We start from the raw sequence: 18,810 nt of genomic DNA on the forward strand, positions 1-18,810 counted from the left end.
CCCGTCCATGCGCGCGGCCAGCCAGCGCCGGCGCCGCAATGGACAGAAACCGCGGCCGGCCCCCGCAAGCCGCCAGCGCCAGCCCGCCAGCTCGCAACCCGCTTTTCCCGATTCCCGATTCCCGATTCCCCGCCCCACCAATATGCGAAACTGACACGATGACAATCGTTCTCATCGCGTTCGCCTTGTATCTGCTGGCCACGGCGCTGCTCACCCGGTCGGTGCTGCGTGATGGCAACCAGGCGCCGGCACGCTGGCTGGTCCCGGCGCTGGCGGCCGTGGCGGTGCACGCCGGGTATCACGTGCTGGTGGCATTGCGCACCGCCGGCGGGCCGGACATGCATTTCTTCGCAGCGCTCTCGCTGAGCGGCCTGGGCATGGCCGCGCTGACAGCGGTGTTCGGCGCGCGCGGGCGCATGGCGGCGGTGGGCGTGGTGGTGTTCCCGCTGTCGGCGATCCTGCTGGCCTGCTACCACGCCTACGGCCACGAACCGAGCTCGGACCTGGGCTGGCGGCTGGAACTGCATGCGTGGATGGCGCTGCTGGCCTATGCCACGCTGGGTATCGCCGCGTTGCTGGCGATCATGCTGTGGCTGCAGGAGCGGGCCCTGCGCCGGCGCGATTTCCACACCTGGCTGCGCGCGCTGCCGCCGTTGACCGAGCTGGAGACGCTGCTGTTCCGCACCATCACGGTGGGCTTCGTGCTGTTGAGCCTGACCCTGCTGACCGGCCTGCTGTTCGTGCAGGACTTCCTGGCGCAGCGGCTGCTGCACAAGACCGTGCTCAGCATCCTGTCGTGGATCGTGTTCGGTGCGCTGCTGATCGGCCGCTGGCGCAACGGCTGGCGCGGCACCAAGGCGGTGCACTGGACGCTGACCGCGATGGCGCTGCTGGTGTTGTCGTTCTTCGGCAGCAAGTTTGTGATCGAACTGGTGCTGGGGCCGCGCTGATCGGCCTGGCTTCAGGCGCGCCGCGGCCTCACCGTCGCGGCGATCCACGCGCTCAGGCGTCCAGCGCAGCGCTCACCACCGGCCAGGGCTGATCCGGCCCCGGGTCGGCGAAGTGATAGGCGATGCGGCGGCGGTAGACCTGCCCGGGCCGCAGGATTGTCGACGGGAAGTTGGGGTGATTGGGCGCATCCGGGTAGTCCTGCGGCTCCAGGCAGACGCCGCGGCCGAGGCCGGGGTGGTGGGCGTCCAGATGCTGGCCTTCGTAGAGTTGCACCGCCGGCGCGTCGCTGCTGATGCGCAGCGCCACGCCACTGTGCGGCGAGTACAGCTCGGCAACGCACTCGGCCCCGGCGGCCAGCACCAGGCATTGGTCGTAGCCCTTGCCCAGCACCACCTGCGGGTGCGACGGAATGATGTTGTCGGCCAGCGCCGCCGCATGGCGGAAATCGAACGGCGTGCCGGCGACCGAGGCGATCTCGCCGGTCGGGATCGATTCGGCATCCACCGGCAGATAGCGATCGGCCGGCACGCGCAGCACCTGCAGCGCGGCGCGCTGATGCGGGTCGCCGGAGAGATTGAAGTAGGGGTGATGGGTCAGGTTCAACGGGGTGGCGGCATCGCATTGCGCCTCGAAGTCCAGCTGCAGGCGGCGCCCTTGCAGCTGCAGCCGCGCGCGCACCTGCAGATTGCCGGGATAGCCTTCTTCGCCGTCGGGCGAGTGGTAACCGAGCAGCAGCTGGTCCGGCGCCTGCTCCAGCACGCTCCACACGCGCCGCCCGAAGCCGCGCAGGCCGCCGTGCAACTGGTTACGCCCTTCGTTGGCGGCCAGCGTGTGGGTGACACCGTCCAGCGTGTAGCGCGCACCGGCGATGCGGTTGCCGAAGCGGCCGACCAGGATGTTGAGGCTGTCGCCATCGGCGGCGTACGCCGGCAGATCCGGCAATGCCAGCAGCAGCGGCACTACCCCGCGCGCGGTGGTCAGCCGCAGCGCATGCAGGATGCCGCCGTAAGTGAGCACTTCCGCCTCCAGTCCGGCATCGCTGCGCAGCGTGAGCGCATGGACTTCGACACCGCCTGGCAACTGCCCGAACACTCGCTGCATGGATCGTCCCGCCGATACTGGAAGCTGGCGAGCATAGCGGGGGAGCGCGGTCGACGACCATGCCCCGGCGCACATCCCGGCGCGCGGCGATGGCGATGGCGGCAAGGCATGCACCAGCGTCCGGCGGCTTGATCGCGATGCAGCAATACAAGCCGAGGTTGCAGGCACTAGGCTAGCGACGCGCCCGCCGACGCTGCGGCGTGCGACAACCTCGATCGATCAGCACAGGAGCGCCAAGCCGATGCAGTGGATTCTTCCCGCCTTGCGGATATCGCCCAGACGGCTGTTGCAGGCTGTCGTTGGCGCGGCCTTGGTCGCCAGCGCGCTCGCCGCCTCTGCTGCCGAGGTCGAGGTGACCGGCACGCTGCGCGCGGACCAGCCCGGCGCGCAGGTGTCGCGGCAGCTGTTCGGCCAGTTCGCCGAGCATCTGGGAACCGGCATCTATGGCGGGGTGTGGGTCGGCGAGGACTCGGCGATTGCCAATACGCGTGGCTATCGCAACGATGTGCTGGCCGCGCTGAAGGCGATTGCCGTGCCCAACATCCGCTGGCCCGGCGGCTGCTTCGCCGACGAATACCATTGGCGCGATGGCGTCGGCGCGCCGGCCCGGCGCCCGGTCAGCGTCAACACACACTGGGGCGGCGTGGAAGAATCCAACCGCTTCGGCACGCACGAGTTCATGGACTTCACCGAACTGCTGGGCACCCAGGCCTATATCGCCGGCAACGTGGGCAATGCGGCGCCGGACGAAATCGCGCAGTGGGCCGAATACATGACCGCACCCACCCGCTCCAGCCTGGCCAACGAGCGCCGCGCCAATGGCCGCAACGCGCCGTGGCAGGTGCCCTACTTCGGCGTGGGCAACGAGTTGTGGGGCTGCGGCGGCAACATGCGCGTGGAATACGCGGCCGACGTCTATCGGCGCTACCAGACCTTCGTCAAGGCACCGGCCAACCAGAAGATCCTCAAGATCGCGCCCGGCCCCAACAACGACGACTACCACTGGACCGAAGTGATGATGCGCGAGGCCGGCACGCTGATGGACGGCCTGAGCCTGCACTACTACACCGTGCCCGGTGGCTGGCCGCCGCGCGCCTCCTCCACCGACTTCGACGAAGCCGCCTGGATCGACACGCTGTCGCGCACGCTGGTGATGGACGAGCTGATCAGCAGACACAGCGCGATCATGGACCGCTACGACCCGGGCAAGAAGGTCGCGCTGGTGGTGGACGAATGGGGCACCTGGTACGCCGGGCTGCCGGATGCGAACCCGGGCTTTCTGCATCAACAAAACAGCCTGCGCGATGCATTGGTGGCCGCGTTGAACATCGACATCTTCAGCGCACATGCCGAACGCGTGCGCATGGCCAACATCGCGCAGATGGTCAATGTGCTGCAGGCGATGATCCTCACCGACGGCGACAAGATGGTGCTGACGCCGACCTACCACGTGTTCGCGCTGTACAAGCCGTACCAGGACGCCACCCAGCTGCCGCTGCAACTACGCACACCCGAGTATCGCCACGGCGATGTCCACGTGCCCGCAGTGCACGGCTCGGCGGTCAAGGCCAAGGACGGACACGTCTACATCGCGCTGACCAATCTGGCGGCCAACGCAGCGGCGAGCGTGAGCGTGCAGGTAGAAGGCCTGTCAGCGAGCAGCGTGGATGGGCAGATCCTCACTGCGCCGGCGATCACCACGCACAACACCTTTGCCCAGCCGCATGCGGTGGAGCCGAAGGCATTTAAGGGCGCACGGGTACGAGGCAAGGCCTTGACGGTGGCCTTGCCGGCGCGTTCGATCGTGATGCTCAAGCTGGAGTGAGTGATGGCGGCGGCACCAGCTGCCGTCGCCGCAGTGGCTGGCGAGCGATGACTGCGCAAACGGTGTTGCAAGGCGATTTTCTCGACGCATCGCGCGCCCGCGCATGACGCCTGCGTGCGCCTGGTGGACCAGGGCACGCAACCGGGCGGTCTCCAGATGTCGAATGCCGGCTATACCCCGGTTGCCGCCTGGGCGGGCGCAGGCGCCAGCGTGGGTTCGGCGATACGCCATTGCACGGGCAGGCGTTCGAGTACGTGCTGCATGAAGGCACGCACCTTGGGGGTGAAGTCGCGGCGGTCGGCGACGCAGAGGTAGATACGCAGCGGTTCCGGCAATGCCTGGGCGGTGCTGCCGAGAGCTGAGACAAACAGCGGCTGCAGCTGGTCGCGCTGCAGATAAGGCTGCACCACATAGGCGGCCAGGCGCGCGATGCCGCCGCCGGCGGTGGCCATGGTGGCGAGCGCATCGATATCGTCGCTGACCATCGCCTTGCCCAGCTCCGGCTGGAAGCGCACGCCATTGCGCACGAAATTCCATGGCAGGCAGCGCCCGTCGACCGGGTAACGCAGCAGCAGGCAATCGTGATACTTCAAGTCGTCCGCGGTTTGCGGCGTCCCGCAGCGCGCCAGATACTCGGGAGCTGCGCAGACCACCAGCGGCACCTGGGCGATGCAGCGCGCCACCAGGCCGTCTTCCAGCTGCGCTTCGATGCGCAGGCTGACATCCACGCTTTCCTGGGCGTGCTGCACAGCCCGGTCGGTACACAGCAGCTCGATCTCCAGCTGCGGATACTGCTGACGCAGGGCCGGCAGCATCGGGGCGAGCACGTGCCGCGCGAAGGCCGCGGTGCTGGCCACCCGCAATCGCCCCGCCGGCGCCTGCTGCGGCCCGGCCACCGATTGCCGCGCGCGCTCCAGATCGCGCTCCAGCTGCCGCACCTGTTCGAAGTACAGCGTGCCGCGCTCGGTCAGCGCCAGGCTGCGCGTGGTCCGGTGCAGCAGACGCACGCCCAAATGCTGTTCCAGACGCGCGATGTTCTGGCTGACCGCGGCAGCACTGATCCCCAGCAACTTGGCGCCTCCGGCAATGCTGCCGGCATCGACAGTGCTGACAAAGCTGCGGATGGACTGAAGAATGTTCATTGAATAGGCAAGTATTACCAAACGATTCGTAAGTTTTTCTTACGTAAGCCGCAAGGCTACGCGATCTACCCCGGCCGCGGTGGCGTCCCTACAGTGCTGCCCATCGTGCCGATCCGCGGCAACCGAGGCCATTGCATGTCGACATCTCCCCCTTCCTCCCCGTTGATGCGCCCACGCTGGAAACTCGGCGTGCGCACCACCCCGTTCGTGTTCGCGTTCTACATGGCCGCGATCATGGCCCTGCTGATGTGCCTGGTGATCACGGGCGCCAATACCGGCCTGGCCCCCGGCTACCTGTGGCGCGTGCTGGACGCCTACCGCATCGCGATGCCTACCGCATTCTGCTGCGTGCTGGTGGTGCGCCCGCTGGTGATACGACTGGTGGCGTGGACGGTGCACGCCGGGCATTGAGTCAGGCGTGCGCGAGCATGCCCGGAAACGGCCATACGGCAAGCGTACCGATGCGTCTGCGCAGCCATCGATGAGCAGCAGCATGCGCCTTGCCTGCCGCAGCGGCATCCAGGACGGGGCATTGCGGCAGGTGCAGCACGCGCCCGCATGCATCGTCGATCCGCCATCTCCCCCGCTTGAATGTTCCGACCTGGACGCTGCGCATGCCACCTGCCGGCAGCGGACATTCGCAGCCAGCTGCTGCCGCGCAACATCCGGTGCATGCAGTCTGCGACCGCCGTCATGACAATGCTGGACTATTCCGGAATGAACACCACGGAACTGAAACGCGCCACACAATTGCTTTGACACTGAAGTAGCGGCTGCGCAGCGTCACGTCTCCATGGACATCGGTCCACTTTCTGGAGAAGCACGCATGAACACGCGACGCAGTGCCGCTGTGCAGCTCGCCCTGCTCTGGGCCGTGGCGATGCCACCAGGCGCGCACGCGCAAACCCTGGTGTGGGAGGACAACTTCAATGGGCCCGGCATCGATGGCAACAAGTGGACCTACGATGTCGGCAACGGCTGCCAGATCGGCTTGTGCGGCTGGGGCAATGGCGAGATGCAGTACTACACCAGCCGCGCCGAAAACGCGCGCATCGAGAATGGCCGGCTGGTGATCGAAGCGCGGCGCGAAGCGTTCCAGGGCATGCCGTTCACCTCGGCGCGCCTGAAGACCGAAGGCCGCATGCATTTCAAGTACGGCACGCTGGAAGCGCGCATCAAGACGCCGGTGGTGGGCAACGGGCTGTGGCCGGCATACTGGATGCTGGGCACCATCGGCGTGTGGCCAGGCCGTGGCGAGATCGACCTGATGGAAGCCGGCATGGCCGCGGCGATCGCCAATGGCACCGCCAATCGCCGTATCGGCGCCGCCGTGCACTGGGACTACAACGGCCAGCAAGCAGACTACGACACCAGCTACACCAGCCCGGTGGATCTGCATGCCGACTTCCATGTGTACCGCATGACCTGGGACCCGCAGTTCATCCGCGTGTCGATCGATGGCCAGCAATACTTCGAGTTTGCGATCTCCAATATCGAAGGCGCCTCGCTGCACGAATTCCATCAGCAGCAGTATCTACTGCTCAATCTCGCCGTGGGCGGCACCTATACCGGCATCACCTCGCCTGCGGCGGTGACCGCGCCGCTGCCGGGCAGGATGGAGGTCGACTACATCCGCCTGTATCAAAATCCCGGTTCGCAGCTGTACGTGGGCGCGCAACATGCCGCGCCGGCAGGGCGCTTTGGCGTGTTCACCGAGCAGGCCGACACCAGCGGGCGGCTGCAGTTCGGCCAGGATGCCGAGCTGTATCTGTGGAACAACCTCACCCCGATTGCGCAGGCGCCGTTCGAAGGCAGCAACGTGATGGCGTACCGCGCCAACGCCGGTGCCTGGTATGGCCTGGGCATCCAGACCGACTATCGCAACATGGCCGCCTACGCCGGCGGCGCGCTGAAGCTGCATCTGAAAACCACCACGCCGTCGACGTTCAAGATCGGCATCAACACCAGCTTCGGCGACAGCTGGGTGGATTTCACCGCTGGCGGCAATCAATACGGCCTGGTGCGCGACGGCGCCTGGCACGAGGTGAGCATTCCCTTCAGTGCGTTCTACGATCTGGACCTGCAGGCGGTCAAACAGATGTTCATGCTGGTGGCCGATCCCCCCGCCGCGCCGGTGGAGATCGCCATCGACAAGGTGTATTACCAGAGCCGTTGAGCGGCATCCATGCAGCAATCCCGGCGAAGGCGCCACACGATGGCCGCGCAATTCCGTGCAGCGGTTCCTGCAGCGCGCGACCGGCGCAGCCAGTGCTCAGGCGTTGGCTGCAACGCCTTTCAACACGTCGATCAGCTGACGCAGGCGATACGGCTTGGGCAGGAAATCCACCCGCGCCGGCAGCGGTGGCAACTGCGCCTTTGCGAATCCCGAGGCCAGGATCACCCGCGCCTGCGGCAGCAGTTGCGCCACGTGTTCGCTCAGTTCGATGCCCGACATGCCGTTGGGCATGCGGACATCGCTGAAGACCACATCATAGGGACCATTCTCGCGCAGCATGCGCAAGGCGCTATGGCCGTCGTCGGCGGTCTCGACGGTGATGCCTGCATCGCGCAGCGCCTCGCCGATCAGTTCGCGCAATTCCTGCTGATCTTCCACCATCAACAGACGCAGGGGTTCAGTCATGCTCAGCCTCCTCGATGGCCGGGAGAAACAGGGTAACGGTGGTGCCGCGGGCGGGAGCGGTGTCCAGCTCGACGAAGCCGCCGGACTGGGAGGCGAAGCCATACACCTGGCTCAATCCCAGGCCCGAGCCCTTGCCCACGTCCTTGGTGGTGAAAAACGGCTCACTGGCGCATCGCGCCACGTGCGCGGACATGCCGGGGCCGTCATCGCGCACGGCGATACTGACGTAATTGCACGGCTGGCCATGCGGATCGGACGGCGCAGCACGCTGCTGTACGGCCGTTTCCAGCACGATATTGCCGCCGCCGGGCATGGCATCGCAGCTATTGAACACCAGATTGAGCAAGGCCGCTTCCAGTTGGCCAGGGTCCACGCGGATATCGGGCAACTGCTCGGCGAACGCCAGCGACAGCACGATCCCGGCCGGGCAGGCACGCCGCAGCAGCTCCAGCGAGCGCGTCACCACCGCGTTGGCGCCATGGCGCTCGGGAATCAGCCGCTGCCCACGTGCGAAGGACAGCAGTTGGCGCGTCAGCAAGGTGCCACGATCGACTGCGGTCTGCGCTGCTTCCACCAGCATGCGCGTGCGTGCATCGTCGCCGGCACGCAGCGCGATCAGATCCAGGCTGGTCACCATCACGGTCAGCAGATTGTTGAAATCGTGCGCCATGCCGAGCGTCAGGCGGCCCAGCGCATCCACCTTCTGCGACTGCAGCAGGGCGTGCTGCGCCTGCTGCAACAGCTGCTGCGCCTGGTGTCGCTGGTCGATGTCGCAGGTGACCTTGGCAAACCCCACCAGGACGCCGAATTCCAGCACCGGTTCGATCGCCACGCTCGCCCAGAAGCGGCTGCCGTCCTTGCGAAGCCGCCAGCCCTCGGTGGCAAAGCGCCCTTCGCGCTTGGCGGTGTCCAGATTCTGCGCCGGTTCGCCGCGTTGCACGTCCTCGGGCAGGTAGAAACGCGAGAAGTGCGAGCCAATGACCTCGGCGGCGGTATAGCCCTTGATGCGCTCGACACCGGGATTCCAGCTGCACACATGGCCGCCCGTATCGAGCATGTAGATCGCGTAATTGGACACGCTCTGCACCAACAGCTGGCACTGCCGGCTGTCGTGAGAAAGCGGCCCCGCACTGTCGACGGCCGTCTCCGCATCCATCGCGCGACTTTTCCCCGGAAAAGCGCGCGACCATAGTGACGGGTGCGTGAAGGCTGCGTGCAAGCCGACCCGACTGCAAAGCGTCAAAATACCGGCGATTTGAACGTGAAACTTATCGGCTACCATGACCGCCCCCCAGTCAGGTCCGCGCCGTCATGCAGAACATCTCGACCACACGCGACCGCTGGGTGTGGGTGATCGCGGGGGCCCTGATGGCGGGAACACTCGGCGTGGAGTTGGTCACCCCACTCGGCTATGCAGTGTGGCTGACCTACTTCGTCGCAGTGGGCGTGACGGTCTTCCAGAATCGCGTGCAGGCGCCACTGGTGGTCGCGGCGCTGTCGTGCGTGCTGCTGGCAGTCGGTTTCAAGCTGGCGCCGGCCAGTACCAGTTCGAGTTTCTCCTCGATCAACCGCAGCATCGGCGGGGTCTCGTTCCTGGCGATGGCGCTGGTGGTGATGCAGGCCATCCGCGCGCGCCGTCAGGCCGAACTGGCGTTATGGCTGCAGCAGGCCGAAAACACCGTCGAAGCCAGTCTGCGCGGCGACCACAGCCCGGACGATCTGGCCAATGCGGCCGTGCAGGCACTGTGCGACACGCTGGATGCCCAGGTCGGCGCGCTGTATCGCATCGAAGGCGACCGCCTGCGGCTGACCGGCGGCACCGCGCTGCCGGCCGATGTATCCAGGACGCTGCCGACCGATGCCGGCCAACTCGGCGAGGCCTTGCGTGGCGGCACGGTACGCCGGGTGCGCGGCGTGGACGCCGGACATCTGCAGATCGCCTCCGGCCTGGGCCGCAGCGCCTGCCAGGAGCTGCTGCTGGCGCCGGTCATCGCCGATGGGCGGGTGATCGGCATTCTCGAGCTGGGCCGCGCCGCCGCACCGGGCATCGCCCGCACGCGCGAAGAAGAGCTGCTCGCACGCTGCGGCGAAAACATCGGCCTGGCCTTGCGCACGGCATTGCTGCGCGCGCAGCTGGTGGCCCTGCTGGAAGAAACCCAGCGTCAAAGCGAAGAACTGCAGACCCAGCAGGAAGAGCTGCGCGTGGCCAACGAGGAGCTGGAGGAACAGAGCCGCAGCCTGCAGCAATCGCAGAGCGATCTGGAGATGCAGCAAGCCGAACTCGAACAGACCAATGTGCAGCTGGAAGAACGCACCCAGGCACTGGAAGCGCAGAAGCAGGCCTTGCTGGTGGCGCAGAATCAGCTGGTGCGCAACAGCAACGAGCTGTCCACCGCCTCGCGCTACAAATCCGAGTTTCTGGCCAACATGTCGCACGAGTTGCGTACGCCGCTCAACAGCGCGTTGATCCTGGCCAAGCTGCTGGCGGACAACAAGGACGGCACGCTCAGCCCCGAGCAGGTGAAGTACGCACAGGCGATCCTGTCGTCCAACAACGATCTGCTGGCGTTGATCAACGACATTCTCGACCTGTCCAAGATCGAGGCCGGGCATGTGGAACTGGCCGACGAAACCATCGCCACCAGCTCGGTGGTGCAGCGCCTGCGCGAAACCTTCGAGCCGCTGGCGCGCCAGAAAGGCCTGGCCCTGCAGCTGGCTGCCGAATCCGATGCACCGACGCAACTGGTCGTCGACAGCCAACGTCTGCAGCAGATCCTCAAGAACCTGCTGGCCAATGCGATCAAGTTCACCGAGCACGGCAGCGTCAGCCTGTCGATCCAGGCGCATACGCCGGGCCGGGTGCTGTTCAAGGTCAACGACACCGGCATCGGCATCGCGCACGAACAGACCGAGATCATCTTCGAAGCGTTCCGTCAGGCCGATGGCAGCACACGCCGCCGCTATGGCGGCACCGGCCTGGGCTTGTCGATCTCGCGCGACCTGGCCCAGCGCATGGGCGGCAGCATCCGCGTGGACAGCCAACCGGGGCGCGGCAGCTGTTTTACGCTGGAATTGCCGATCGACGGCGCACCGGCCGAGCTGGCGATGGCCGCGCCGGCAAACGCAGGCGCAGCACTCGGCGGCACGCCGTCGCCGCAGTTCGCCAGCGGCACGGCCATGGCCTCGCGGCTTGATGGGCGCGCCACGGTGGCCTCCACCGGGATGCCGCTGCCGCTGCCGATTCCGGCAACCGCCACTGCGCCGCTGCAGCGTGCCGACGACGATCGCGACCAACGCACCCGCCCCGGCCGGCTGATCCTGGCAGTGGAAGACGAAGCACGCTTTGCGCAGGCGCTGGTCGACCTGGCGCACGAACTGGATTTCGACTGCGTGGTGGCGCCCAGCGCCGAAGAAGCGCTGCGCCTGGCAGCCGAACTGCGGCCCAGCGGCATCCTGCTCGACCTCGGCCTGCCGGATGCGTCTGGCCTGAGCGTGCTCGAACGCCTCAAGCGCGATCCGGCCACGCGCCACATTCCGGTGCATGTGGTATCGGCGCTGGAGCGCAGCCAGATCGCGCTGGAACTGGGCGCGGTGGGCTATTTGATCAAGCCGGCCACGCGCGAGCTGCTGGCAGGTGCGATCCGTCAACTGGAAGACACCAATGCCCGCGCGGTGCGCCGCCTGTTGATCGTCGAAGACGACAGCGCCCTGCGTGCGAATCTGCAATTGTTGCTGGCGCGCGACCAGCTGGACATCATCGCGGTGGGCAGCATTGCCGACGCGATGCAGCAGCTGGCCGGCTCGACCTTCGACTGCATGGTCACCGATCTGGCGCTGCCCGACGGCAGCGGCTACGACCTGCTCGAACGCATGGCCGGCAACGACGCGGTGGCGTTTCCGCCAGTCATCGTCTATACCGGACGCGCGCTCACTCGCGACGAGGAACAGCGCCTGCGCCGGTATTCCAAGAGCATCATCATCAAGGGGGTGCGCTCGCCCGAGCGTCTGCTCGATGAGGTGACGCTGTTCCTGCACAGCGTGGAAGCCTCGCTGCCCAGCGACCAGCAACGCCTGCTGCGCGAAGCGCGCCGCCGCGACGCGGTACTGGACGGCGCCACCGTGCTGCTGGCCGAAGACGATGTGCGCAACATCTTCGCGCTCTCCAGCGTGCTCGAACCGCTCGGCGTGACGCTGCAGATCGCCCGCAACGGCCGCGAGGCGCTGGAACATCTGGCCAAGCACGAGGTGGACCTGGTGTTGATGGACATCATGATGCCGGAGATGGACGGGCTGACCGCGATGCGCCAGATCCGCGCCAATCGCCAATGGCAGGATCTGCCGATCATCGCGCTGACCGCCAAGGCCATGGCCGACGATCGCGAACGCTGTCTGGAGGCCGGCGCCAACGACTACATCGCCAAGCCCATCGACGTGGACAAGCTGGTGTCGCTGTGCCGTGTGTGGTGCTCGCGGCAATGAATGCGGTGGAGCTGTTCGATCTGGAGCTGCGGGTGCTGCTGGAAGCGGTCTACCAGCGCTATCACTACGACTTCCGCGATTACGCGGTGTCCTCGCTGCGCCGGCGCATGCGCCACGCGATGGCACGCATGGAGTGCACGCGCGTGGCCGACCTGCAGCACCGCCTGCTGCACGAACCTGACACCTTCGCGCAGGCGATGCAGTTCTTCACCGTGCAGGTGTCGGAGATGTTCCGCGACCCGGCCTACTTTCGCGTCCTGCGCGAACATGTGGTGCCGGTGTTGCGTACCTATCCGTCGATCAAGCTGTGGGTGGCCGGCTGCAGCACCGGCGAGGAAGTCTGGTCGCTGGCCATCCTGCTGCACGAAGAAGGCCTGCTGGAAAAGGCGGTGATCTACGCCACCGACATCAATCCCGAAGCCTTGGGCATGGCCGAAGCCGGCGCCTTCGGCATCGACCGCATTGCGCAGTTCAGCCGCAATTATCTGGACGCCGGCGGCCGCAGCTCGCTGTCCGACTACTACACCACCGCCTACGATGGCGCGGTGTTCGACCGCCGTCTGAAGCGCAATATCGTGTTCGCCGATCACAGCCTGGCCACCGATACGGTGTTTTCCGAAGTGCACCTGGTGTCGTGCCGCAACGTGCTGATCTATTTCAACCGCAGCCTGCAGGACCGTGCAGTGGGCCTGTTTTACGATGCGTTGGTGCATCGAGGCTTCCTGGGCCTGGGCAGCAAGGAGTCGCTGCAGTTCGGCGCGCATGCGCAGGCGTTCGAAACCGTGGCGCGCGAGCAGCGCCTGTTCCGCAAGGCGGCCGCATGAACGTCTTGCACACGGCGGCAACTCATTTCGACGCGATGGTGATCGGGGCCTCGGCCGGCGGTGTCGTGGCCTTGCAGGCGCTGTTGTCCAGCCTGCCTGCGGATCTGCCGATGCCGGTGCTGGTGGTGCTGCATCTGCCGCGCGACCGCACCAGCCACCTTGCCGAGCTGATGGATGCACGCTGCGCCTTGCCGGTGCGCGAGGCCGAAGACAAGCAGCCGCTGCTCGCCGGCAGCGTGACCATCGCCCCGCCCGACTACCATCTGCTGGTGGAAACGCGCGACAGCCTGGCGTTGTCGATGGATGCACCGGTGCTGTTCTCGCGTCCGGCGATCGACCCCTTGTTCGAATCGGCTGCCGACGTGTTCGGGCAGCGCCTGCTGGCGATCCTGCTCACCGGCGCCAGCAGCGACGGCAGCGCCGGGGTGGCGGCGGTGCGCGCGGTCGGCGGCAGCGCCTGGATCCAGCGCCCCGACGATGCCGCCTCACCACTGATGCCCGCATCGGCGCTCGCCCATGCCGGCGCCGATGCGGTGCTCACCCTGCAGGCGATCTGCAGCCGACTGGAAACCTTTCACCCATGAACCTCACCGCGACCGGCCTGGCGACAACCAGCAACGATGACGAACCGGCCAAGCTGCTGATCGTCGACGACGTGCCGCAGAACCTGGTGGCGATGGAAGCGCTGCTGCAGCGCGACGGCATCCAGGTGCTGTGCGCCGCCTCCGGTGCGCAGGCGCTGGAGCTGTTGCTCGAACACGATGTGGCGCTGGCATTGCTGGATGTGCACATGCCGGAAATGGACGGCTTCTCGCTGGCCGAGCTGATGCGCGGCTCGCAGCGCAGCCGGCATGTGCCGATCATTTTCCTGACCGCCTCGCCTAACGATCCGATGCGCGCGTTCCAGGGCTATGAAACCGGCGCGGTGGATTTCCTGCACAAGCCGATCGAGCCGCACGTGATCCTGAGCAAGGTCAATGTGTTCATCGAGTTGTACCAGCAGCGGCGCCTGCTCAAGGCACGCAATGCCTCGCTGGAACGCGCGCTCACGCTCAACGAAACCATGATGGCCGTGCTCACCCACGACCTGCGCACGCCGCTGTCGGTGATTCTGCTGTGCGCCGACAAGCTCAGCCTGGATGTGGACGCCGATGGCTCGGCCGCGCGCACGCTCGATCACCTGGAAAACAGCGCGCGGCGGATGGCGCGGATGGTCGAGCAGCTGCTGGATTTCTCGCGCCTGCGCAGCGACGGGCTGTCGATGCAGTTCGGCCCCTGCAATCTCGGCGACGTTACCCACAGCGTGGTGGGCGAAGTGGCACAGGCCAATCCGCACACCCCGATCGACCTGCGTACCGAGGGCGACCTGCACGGCGATGGCGATGGCGATCGCCTGGCACAGGTGGTGTCCAATCTGGTCGGCAACGCGGTGCTGCACGGTGGCAGCGAGCCGGTGCGGGTGCACCTGGACGGACGCGAACGCGACACGCTGCGGCTGTCGGTGCGCAACGTCGGACGCATCCCCGACAGCCTGATGCCGCGCCTGTTCGAGCCGTTCAAGGCCAGCTTCCATGCCAGCCAGGGCCTGGGGCTCGGCCTGTTCATCGCCGACCAGTTCGTCAAGGCGCACGGCGGCACGCTGCAGGCACGCAACGAAGACGGCGACGTGGTGTTCGAAGCCATCCTGCGGCGACACAACCTGGCCGCGTAGTCGCGGCCATGCGGCGGCCGGGCAGCACGCCGGGCTGCCGCCACGGCGCACCCGGCAAGGCGTGCGGGGTGATCGAAACCCATGCAATCCCGATGCTGGCGGCCTGTCGCAACCCCAGCCCTTCGTGACAACATAATCCCTCTGACGAACTCATCCAGGACGCCTCACGCAGCGCGCGGCGCATGCGATCCGACAACGGAACTTGGCACGAAAACGGTTTGCAACGTCATGCGAGCGCGACCAGTGCTCGCCATCCAGATGCACCGTATGCTCGCAATCCACGCGGGCAACACGCACCCTGGCGCTGCTTTCCAGCGTGTTCCGATCGCACCAACATCTGTTCGCCGTCATCAGGTGCACGCCGTGCGCCATGTCTGAGGAGGTGCTTATGTCGTATGTGGATGGGTTTGCACTCGCGGTGCCCACGGCCAACAAGGCCGCGTTTCTGGAACATGCCCGCATGGGCGATGCCATCATCATCGAATACGGCGCACTGCGCGTGGTGGAGTGCTGGGGCGATGATGTCCAGCATGGACAACTGACCGACTTCCATCGCGCGGTCGCTGCCGGCGAGGACGAAACCGTGGTGTTCTCCTGGATCGAATGGCCGGACAAGGCGACCCGCGATGCGGGCATGCGCAAGATGATGGACGACCCGCGCATGGACCCGTCGGTCAACCCGATGCCGTTCGATGGCAAGCGCCTGATCTACGGCGGCTTCGTCCCGATCCTGAGCCTGGGGCAAGCGGGCTGACCACGGCAGCGTGCTGCGGCGCGCCTGTCTGTCTGTTGCGGCATTGCGGCACACCCGGTGCGGCGGCGGCAGCCTTCGGCATCGGGTCCTTGGCGATGGCCGTTACACTGGCCGCATGCCGCCGCGCCCGCCGCCCATGGGATGCGGGCGCGGCGACTGCATTGCCTGCCACCGGAGACCGCCAGATGCCCGACGCACCGCTCCTGATCGCCTGCCCGAGCTGCGCGGCGATGAATCGTGTCGCACACGCGCGTCTGCGCGATGCGCCCAACTGCGGCAGTTGCCATAAACCATTGTTCCTGGGCACGCCGGTGGCGTTGTCGGCGGTCGACTTCGACAAGCATGCGGTACGCAGCGCGCTGCCATTGGTGGTGGATTTCTGGGCGCCGTGGTGCGGGCCGTGCCTGAGCATGGCACCACACTTTGCCGCCGCCGCGGCGATGCTCGAACCGCAGGTGCGGCTGGCCAAGGTCGATACCGATCTGCATCCGGCGCTGGGCACGCGCTTTGGCATCCGCAGCATCCCGACCTTGCTGGTCATCCGCGGCGGCAGTGAGCTGGGCCGGCATTCCGGCGCGGTGAGCAGCGCGCAGATCGTCAGCTGGGTACAGTCGGTATTGCGCAGCCGTTGATACAAAAAAACCCGCTGCGTGATGCACGCAGCGGGCCTGGTTCTACGATTGGCATCACTGCGACGCATGCGCAGTGATGCGGTCGATCGACCAGCAACCGGGAGCGGCTGACAAGATGACCGTGCAGCCGCTAGCTACTGGTTCAACCGCTCTTACTGCCAGTTGACGTTGACCGACACACCCACGATGCGCGGCTCGTTGTAGACCGCCGCCATGTAGTTTTCGATCACGCCCTTGACGTTCTTTTCGTTGGTGATGTTGCGCGCGAACGCCGCCACTTCCCATGCACCGTAGCCGCCGGTGTAGCCAAGCTTGAAGCCGCCTTCGACATTGCCGTCGGCGCGGAACTCGGTGGAGTCGTACAGCACGAAGCTGGTTTCGCCCTGCTTGTTCCAGTCGGTGGAAACGAAGAACGCGCCATCGGTGCCCACCGGAATGTCGTAGCGCGCCGCCAGGTTGAGGTTGTACTTGGGCGCGTTGGGCAGCGGGTTGCCGTCGATTTGCGCGAAGGTGTTGGCACCGACGCGGATGGTCGGGTCGTTGACCGTGCACACCACCACGCCATTGAGCGCACAGGCCTGCGCGTAGACGCGATCGTCGTGGATTTCGCTATGCAGCAGGCTCAGGCCCGCGGTCAGCGACAGGTTGGAGATCGGGCGCCAGTCCAGATCAGCCTCCAGGCCGTAGGCCTTGGCCTTGTCGGCATTGAACAGCACGCCGTTGCCGTCCGAATCGTTGCCGTTGAGCTGGATGTCGTCCACCGTGTAGGTGAAGCCGCTGACATTCAGACGCAGGCGATTGTCGAACAGGCTGCTCTTGATGCCCGCTTCCCACGACAGGATGGTTTCCGAATCGGCAGTGGTGAAATCCGAATTGAACACCGCGCTGCGGCCCTGGATGGTCGGGCCGCGGAAGCCGCGTGCCACGCGCGCATAGACGCTCAGCTCCGGATTGATTTCATACATCGCGCTGAGATCCCAGCTGGGCTGGGTGTCGGACAGGCGCACGTCGCGACGGCCGCGATAGGTCACCGCGCCTGCGGCGGTATCGGCGGTCTTGAGCAGGCGGGTTTGCTTGGTGTCCTTGGTCTGGCGCAGACCGGCGGTCAGGGTGAGCGCGTCGGTGGCCTTGTAGCTGAGCTGCCCGAAACCGGCCCAGGAGGTGTTGGTGTTGCGCAGGCGCACCCAATTGTTGGGGTTGCGCGCGGCGGTCTGCAGGAAATACGCACGCTGATAGAAATCGGTGGTGTCGCGCCCGTCGAAGTAGAACGCGCCGACCTGCCATTGCAAGGCATCGTCGCCTTCGCTGGCCAGGCGCAGTTCCTGTGTGTACTGATCCAGGTCGCGGATCTGCCCCATCGACTGGCCGAAGCCGTTCGGCACGCCGTTGACCGGGTAGTTCGCCGCCGCACCGCCATCGGTATCGCCACGGCTATAGCCGGAGGTGGTTTCGTAGGCGGTGATGGAGGTCAGCGACACGCCACCGAAATCGTAGATCGCCTTGATCGAGCCGCCATCGGTCTGATACGCCTGCGGGTTGTCGTGTGCCTCGTCATAGGCCACGCGATCGCGCGGCACGTCGACCTTGTCGCTGCCGCGCATCACTGCATTGCGCAGGAACAACGTGGAGGTGCCGTCGTAGTCGCGCGTATGCACCGAGCCCAGCAGCGAGAATGCGTCGTTGGGCTTGAGCAGCAGCTGCAGGCGCGCATTGCGGTCGTTGTAGCCGCCCATCGCATCCTTGCGCGGCGTGCGCGTCCCGTCGGCGCTGCTGCCGGCGAAGGTGTTGTCCACCCAGTCGTCGCGGTGCTGGTACAGCGCCGACACCCGGAACGACAGCACCTCGTTGATCGGCCCGCCAAAGCCGCCATCCAGCGACACCGTGTTGTAGCTGCCGTAGCTGGCATCGACGCGGCCGGTATAGGTCTCGCCGGGCTTAACCGTGTCGAACTTGACGATGCCGGCGGTGGTGTTGCGGCCGAACAAGGTGCCCTGCGGGCCGCGCAGCACTTCGACCTGGTCCACGTCGTACACCGGGTTGGACTTGAGCACCACGTGTTCCAGTACCACGTCGTCCTGGATGATGGACACCGGCTGCGAAGCGCCGAGGTAGAAGTCGATATTGCCCAGGCCGCGGATATAGAAGCGCGGGAAGATGCGCCCGGTGGTGGTCTCGGCGTAGAAGCCCGGCACGCGGCCGGACAGCGCCAGCAGCGTGTCGTCGCCACCGGCGGTGAACTCGCGCATTGCCGCACCCTGCACCACGCCCACCGACACCGGCACCTCCTGCAGGTTTTGCTCGCGGTGCTCGGCAGTGACGGTGACTGCATCCAGCGCCGTCGGGCTGCCCTCGCCCTGGCGCGCCGGCACCTGCTGCGCAGCGGCCGCTGCCGCCAGCGAGGCGAGCAGCAGGCCGGCGCAGGCGCGCGCCAGCGGCGTGCGCTGCAATGCGGCGCGACGGGGTGCGGTTACGTGCGTGGCGGCGGGCGTCAGCGACGCGGAGACAGACGAGGACAACGACATGCGAGATGATCCTTGGGTAGGTGACGCGAGGGGTGAGACAGGGGCAATAGCGGCGATCAACATGACTGCGCAGCCATCGGGCGCGCGCGGCCGGCGCTCGGAACCGGGTGCACCACCGGCACCCGGTTCCTCTGCGCCATCCGCGCCATCTGACAGCCGCGCTACGTTTTGTTTCCCCCACCAACATCCGTCGGCATCGAACATGCCGGCCGGAGGCGCAACGTGGCG

Annotated in this window: 15 protein-coding genes; 10 read left to right on the forward strand and 5 right to left on the reverse strand. The window is 66.4% G+C overall.

What is annotated here, in order from left to right; genetic code table 11:
* Positions 1-158 precede the first annotated feature (158 nt).
* Positions 159-950, forward strand: a complete 792-nt coding sequence (gene ccsA, locus EO139_RS14795; RefSeq protein WP_126947445.1) for a cytochrome c biogenesis protein CcsA — start codon at positions 159-161, stop codon at positions 948-950.
* A gap of 52 nt (positions 951-1,002) precedes the next feature.
* On the opposite strand, the gene EO139_RS14800 is transcribed toward ccsA, so the two are convergent.
* A complete protein-coding gene (locus tag EO139_RS14800) occupies positions 1,003-2,052 on the reverse strand; it encodes an aldose epimerase family protein (RefSeq protein WP_126971277.1) in 1,050 nt (349 codons plus the stop codon).
* 241 nt (positions 2,053-2,293) lie between these two features.
* On the opposite strand from EO139_RS14800, the gene EO139_RS14805 reads away from it, so the two are divergent.
* Entirely contained in the window at positions 2,294-3,877 is a 1,584-nt protein-coding gene (locus tag EO139_RS14805) for an alpha-L-arabinofuranosidase C-terminal domain-containing protein (protein ID WP_164739870.1), read from the forward strand.
* Between the two features lie 170 nt (positions 3,878-4,047).
* Here EO139_RS14805 and EO139_RS14810 read toward each other — a convergent pair whose 3' ends face one another.
* The gene (locus EO139_RS14810) at positions 4,048-5,019 is read right to left on the reverse strand and encodes a LysR family transcriptional regulator (RefSeq protein WP_126971279.1); all 972 of its coding nucleotides are present in this window, start codon (positions 5,017-5,019) and stop codon (positions 4,048-4,050) included.
* A 135-nt stretch (positions 5,020-5,154) separates the two neighbouring features.
* On the opposite strand from EO139_RS14810, the gene EO139_RS14815 reads away from it, so the two are divergent.
* Both EO139_RS14815 and EO139_RS14820 read left to right on the forward strand, forming a co-directional pair.
* Positions 5,155-5,430: a DUF2798 domain-containing protein gene (locus EO139_RS14815; RefSeq protein WP_104582468.1), complete on the forward strand. Its 276-nt coding sequence runs from the start codon at positions 5,155-5,157 to the stop codon at positions 5,428-5,430.
* 415 nt (positions 5,431-5,845) lie between these two features.
* A complete protein-coding gene (locus EO139_RS14820) occupies positions 5,846-7,195 on the forward strand; it encodes a glycoside hydrolase family 16 protein (RefSeq protein ID WP_126971281.1) in 1,350 nt (449 codons plus the stop codon).
* A 96-nt stretch (positions 7,196-7,291) separates the two neighbouring features.
* On the opposite strand, the gene EO139_RS14825 is transcribed toward EO139_RS14820, so the two are convergent.
* Together EO139_RS14825 and EO139_RS14830 are read right to left on the reverse strand one after the other, a co-directional pair.
* The gene (locus EO139_RS14825; RefSeq protein ID WP_104582466.1) at positions 7,292-7,660 is read right to left on the reverse strand and encodes a response regulator; all 369 of its coding nucleotides are present in this window, start codon (positions 7,658-7,660) and stop codon (positions 7,292-7,294) included.
* On the reverse strand, positions 7,653-8,816 hold the full coding sequence (locus EO139_RS14830; protein WP_126941837.1) for a PAS domain S-box protein: 1,164 nt from the start codon (positions 8,814-8,816) through the stop codon (positions 7,653-7,655). The genes EO139_RS14825 and EO139_RS14830 overlap by 8 nt, the downstream gene beginning before the upstream one ends.
* A gap of 155 nt (positions 8,817-8,971) precedes the next feature.
* On the opposite strand from EO139_RS14830, the gene EO139_RS14835 reads away from it, so the two are divergent.
* The 6 genes from EO139_RS14835 (at position 8,972) to trxC (ending at position 16,060) form a co-directional block, all read left to right on the forward strand.
* The gene (locus tag EO139_RS14835) at positions 8,972-12,139 is read left to right on the forward strand and encodes a response regulator (RefSeq protein ID WP_104582464.1); all 3,168 of its coding nucleotides are present in this window, start codon (positions 8,972-8,974) and stop codon (positions 12,137-12,139) included.
* Positions 12,112-12,963 (forward strand): CheR family methyltransferase, encoded by an 852-nt coding sequence (locus tag EO139_RS14840; protein WP_180496911.1) that lies wholly within the window; start codon positions 12,112-12,114, stop codon positions 12,961-12,963. The genes EO139_RS14835 and EO139_RS14840 overlap by 28 nt, the downstream gene beginning before the upstream one ends.
* Positions 12,960-13,547: a chemotaxis protein CheB gene (locus tag EO139_RS14845; protein WP_104582462.1), complete on the forward strand. Its 588-nt coding sequence runs from the start codon at positions 12,960-12,962 to the stop codon at positions 13,545-13,547. Before EO139_RS14840 ends, EO139_RS14845 begins: the two co-directional genes overlap by 4 nt.
* Positions 13,544-14,674: a hybrid sensor histidine kinase/response regulator gene (locus tag EO139_RS14850; protein ID WP_104582461.1), complete on the forward strand. Its 1,131-nt coding sequence runs from the start codon at positions 13,544-13,546 to the stop codon at positions 14,672-14,674. The genes EO139_RS14845 and EO139_RS14850 overlap by 4 nt, the downstream gene beginning before the upstream one ends.
* Before the next feature lie 388 nt (positions 14,675-15,062).
* Entirely contained in the window at positions 15,063-15,428 is a 366-nt protein-coding gene (locus tag EO139_RS14855) for a DUF1428 domain-containing protein (protein ID WP_104582460.1), read from the forward strand.
* Between the two features lie 185 nt (positions 15,429-15,613).
* Positions 15,614-16,060: a thioredoxin TrxC gene (gene trxC / locus EO139_RS14860; RefSeq protein ID WP_104582459.1), complete on the forward strand. Its 447-nt coding sequence runs from the start codon at positions 15,614-15,616 to the stop codon at positions 16,058-16,060.
* Between the two features lie 152 nt (positions 16,061-16,212).
* On the opposite strand, the gene EO139_RS14865 is transcribed toward trxC, so the two are convergent.
* The gene (locus EO139_RS14865; protein ID WP_126971283.1) at positions 16,213-18,582 is read right to left on the reverse strand and encodes a TonB-dependent receptor; all 2,370 of its coding nucleotides are present in this window, start codon (positions 18,580-18,582) and stop codon (positions 16,213-16,215) included.
* Positions 18,583-18,810: the final 228 nt, after the last annotated feature.

This window comes from Xanthomonas sp. BRIP62411 (genome assembly GCF_003993525.1).
GTDB classification, from domain to species: Bacteria; Pseudomonadota; Gammaproteobacteria; order Xanthomonadales; family Xanthomonadaceae; genus Xanthomonas; species Xanthomonas euroxanthea.

Bases quoted from the DNA above. Each gene is read 5' to 3' on its own strand.
- EO139_RS14825 (WP_104582466.1), bottom strand. From the start codon at position 7,660: ATGACTGAACCCCTGCGTCTGTTGATGGTGGAAGATCAGCAGGAATTG.
- EO139_RS14830 (WP_126941837.1), bottom strand. From the start codon at position 8,816: ATGGATGCGGAGACGGCCGTCGACAGTGCGGGGCCGCTTTCTCACGAC.
- EO139_RS14800 (WP_126971277.1), bottom strand. From the start codon at position 2,052: ATGCAGCGAGTGTTCGGGCAGTTGCCAGGCGGTGTCGAAGTCCATGCG.
- EO139_RS14815 (WP_104582468.1), top strand. From the start codon at position 5,155: ATGTCGACATCTCCCCCTTCCTCCCCGTTGATGCGCCCACGCTGGAAA.
- ccsA (WP_126947445.1), top strand. From the start codon at position 159: ATGACAATCGTTCTCATCGCGTTCGCCTTGTATCTGCTGGCCACGGCG.
- EO139_RS14845 (WP_104582462.1), top strand. From the start codon at position 12,960: ATGAACGTCTTGCACACGGCGGCAACTCATTTCGACGCGATGGTGATC.
- EO139_RS14820 (WP_126971281.1), top strand. From the start codon at position 5,846: ATGAACACGCGACGCAGTGCCGCTGTGCAGCTCGCCCTGCTCTGGGCC.
- EO139_RS14805 (WP_164739870.1), top strand. From the start codon at position 2,294: ATGCAGTGGATTCTTCCCGCCTTGCGGATATCGCCCAGACGGCTGTTG.
- EO139_RS14855 (WP_104582460.1), top strand. From the start codon at position 15,063: ATGTCGTATGTGGATGGGTTTGCACTCGCGGTGCCCACGGCCAACAAG.
- EO139_RS14835 (WP_104582464.1), top strand. From the start codon at position 8,972: ATGCAGAACATCTCGACCACACGCGACCGCTGGGTGTGGGTGATCGCG.
- trxC (WP_104582459.1), top strand. From the start codon at position 15,614: ATGCCCGACGCACCGCTCCTGATCGCCTGCCCGAGCTGCGCGGCGATG.
- EO139_RS14850 (WP_104582461.1), top strand. From the start codon at position 13,544: ATGAACCTCACCGCGACCGGCCTGGCGACAACCAGCAACGATGACGAA.
- EO139_RS14865 (WP_126971283.1), bottom strand. From the start codon at position 18,582: ATGTCGTTGTCCTCGTCTGTCTCCGCGTCGCTGACGCCCGCCGCCACG.
- EO139_RS14810 (WP_126971279.1), bottom strand. From the start codon at position 5,019: ATGAACATTCTTCAGTCCATCCGCAGCTTTGTCAGCACTGTCGATGCC.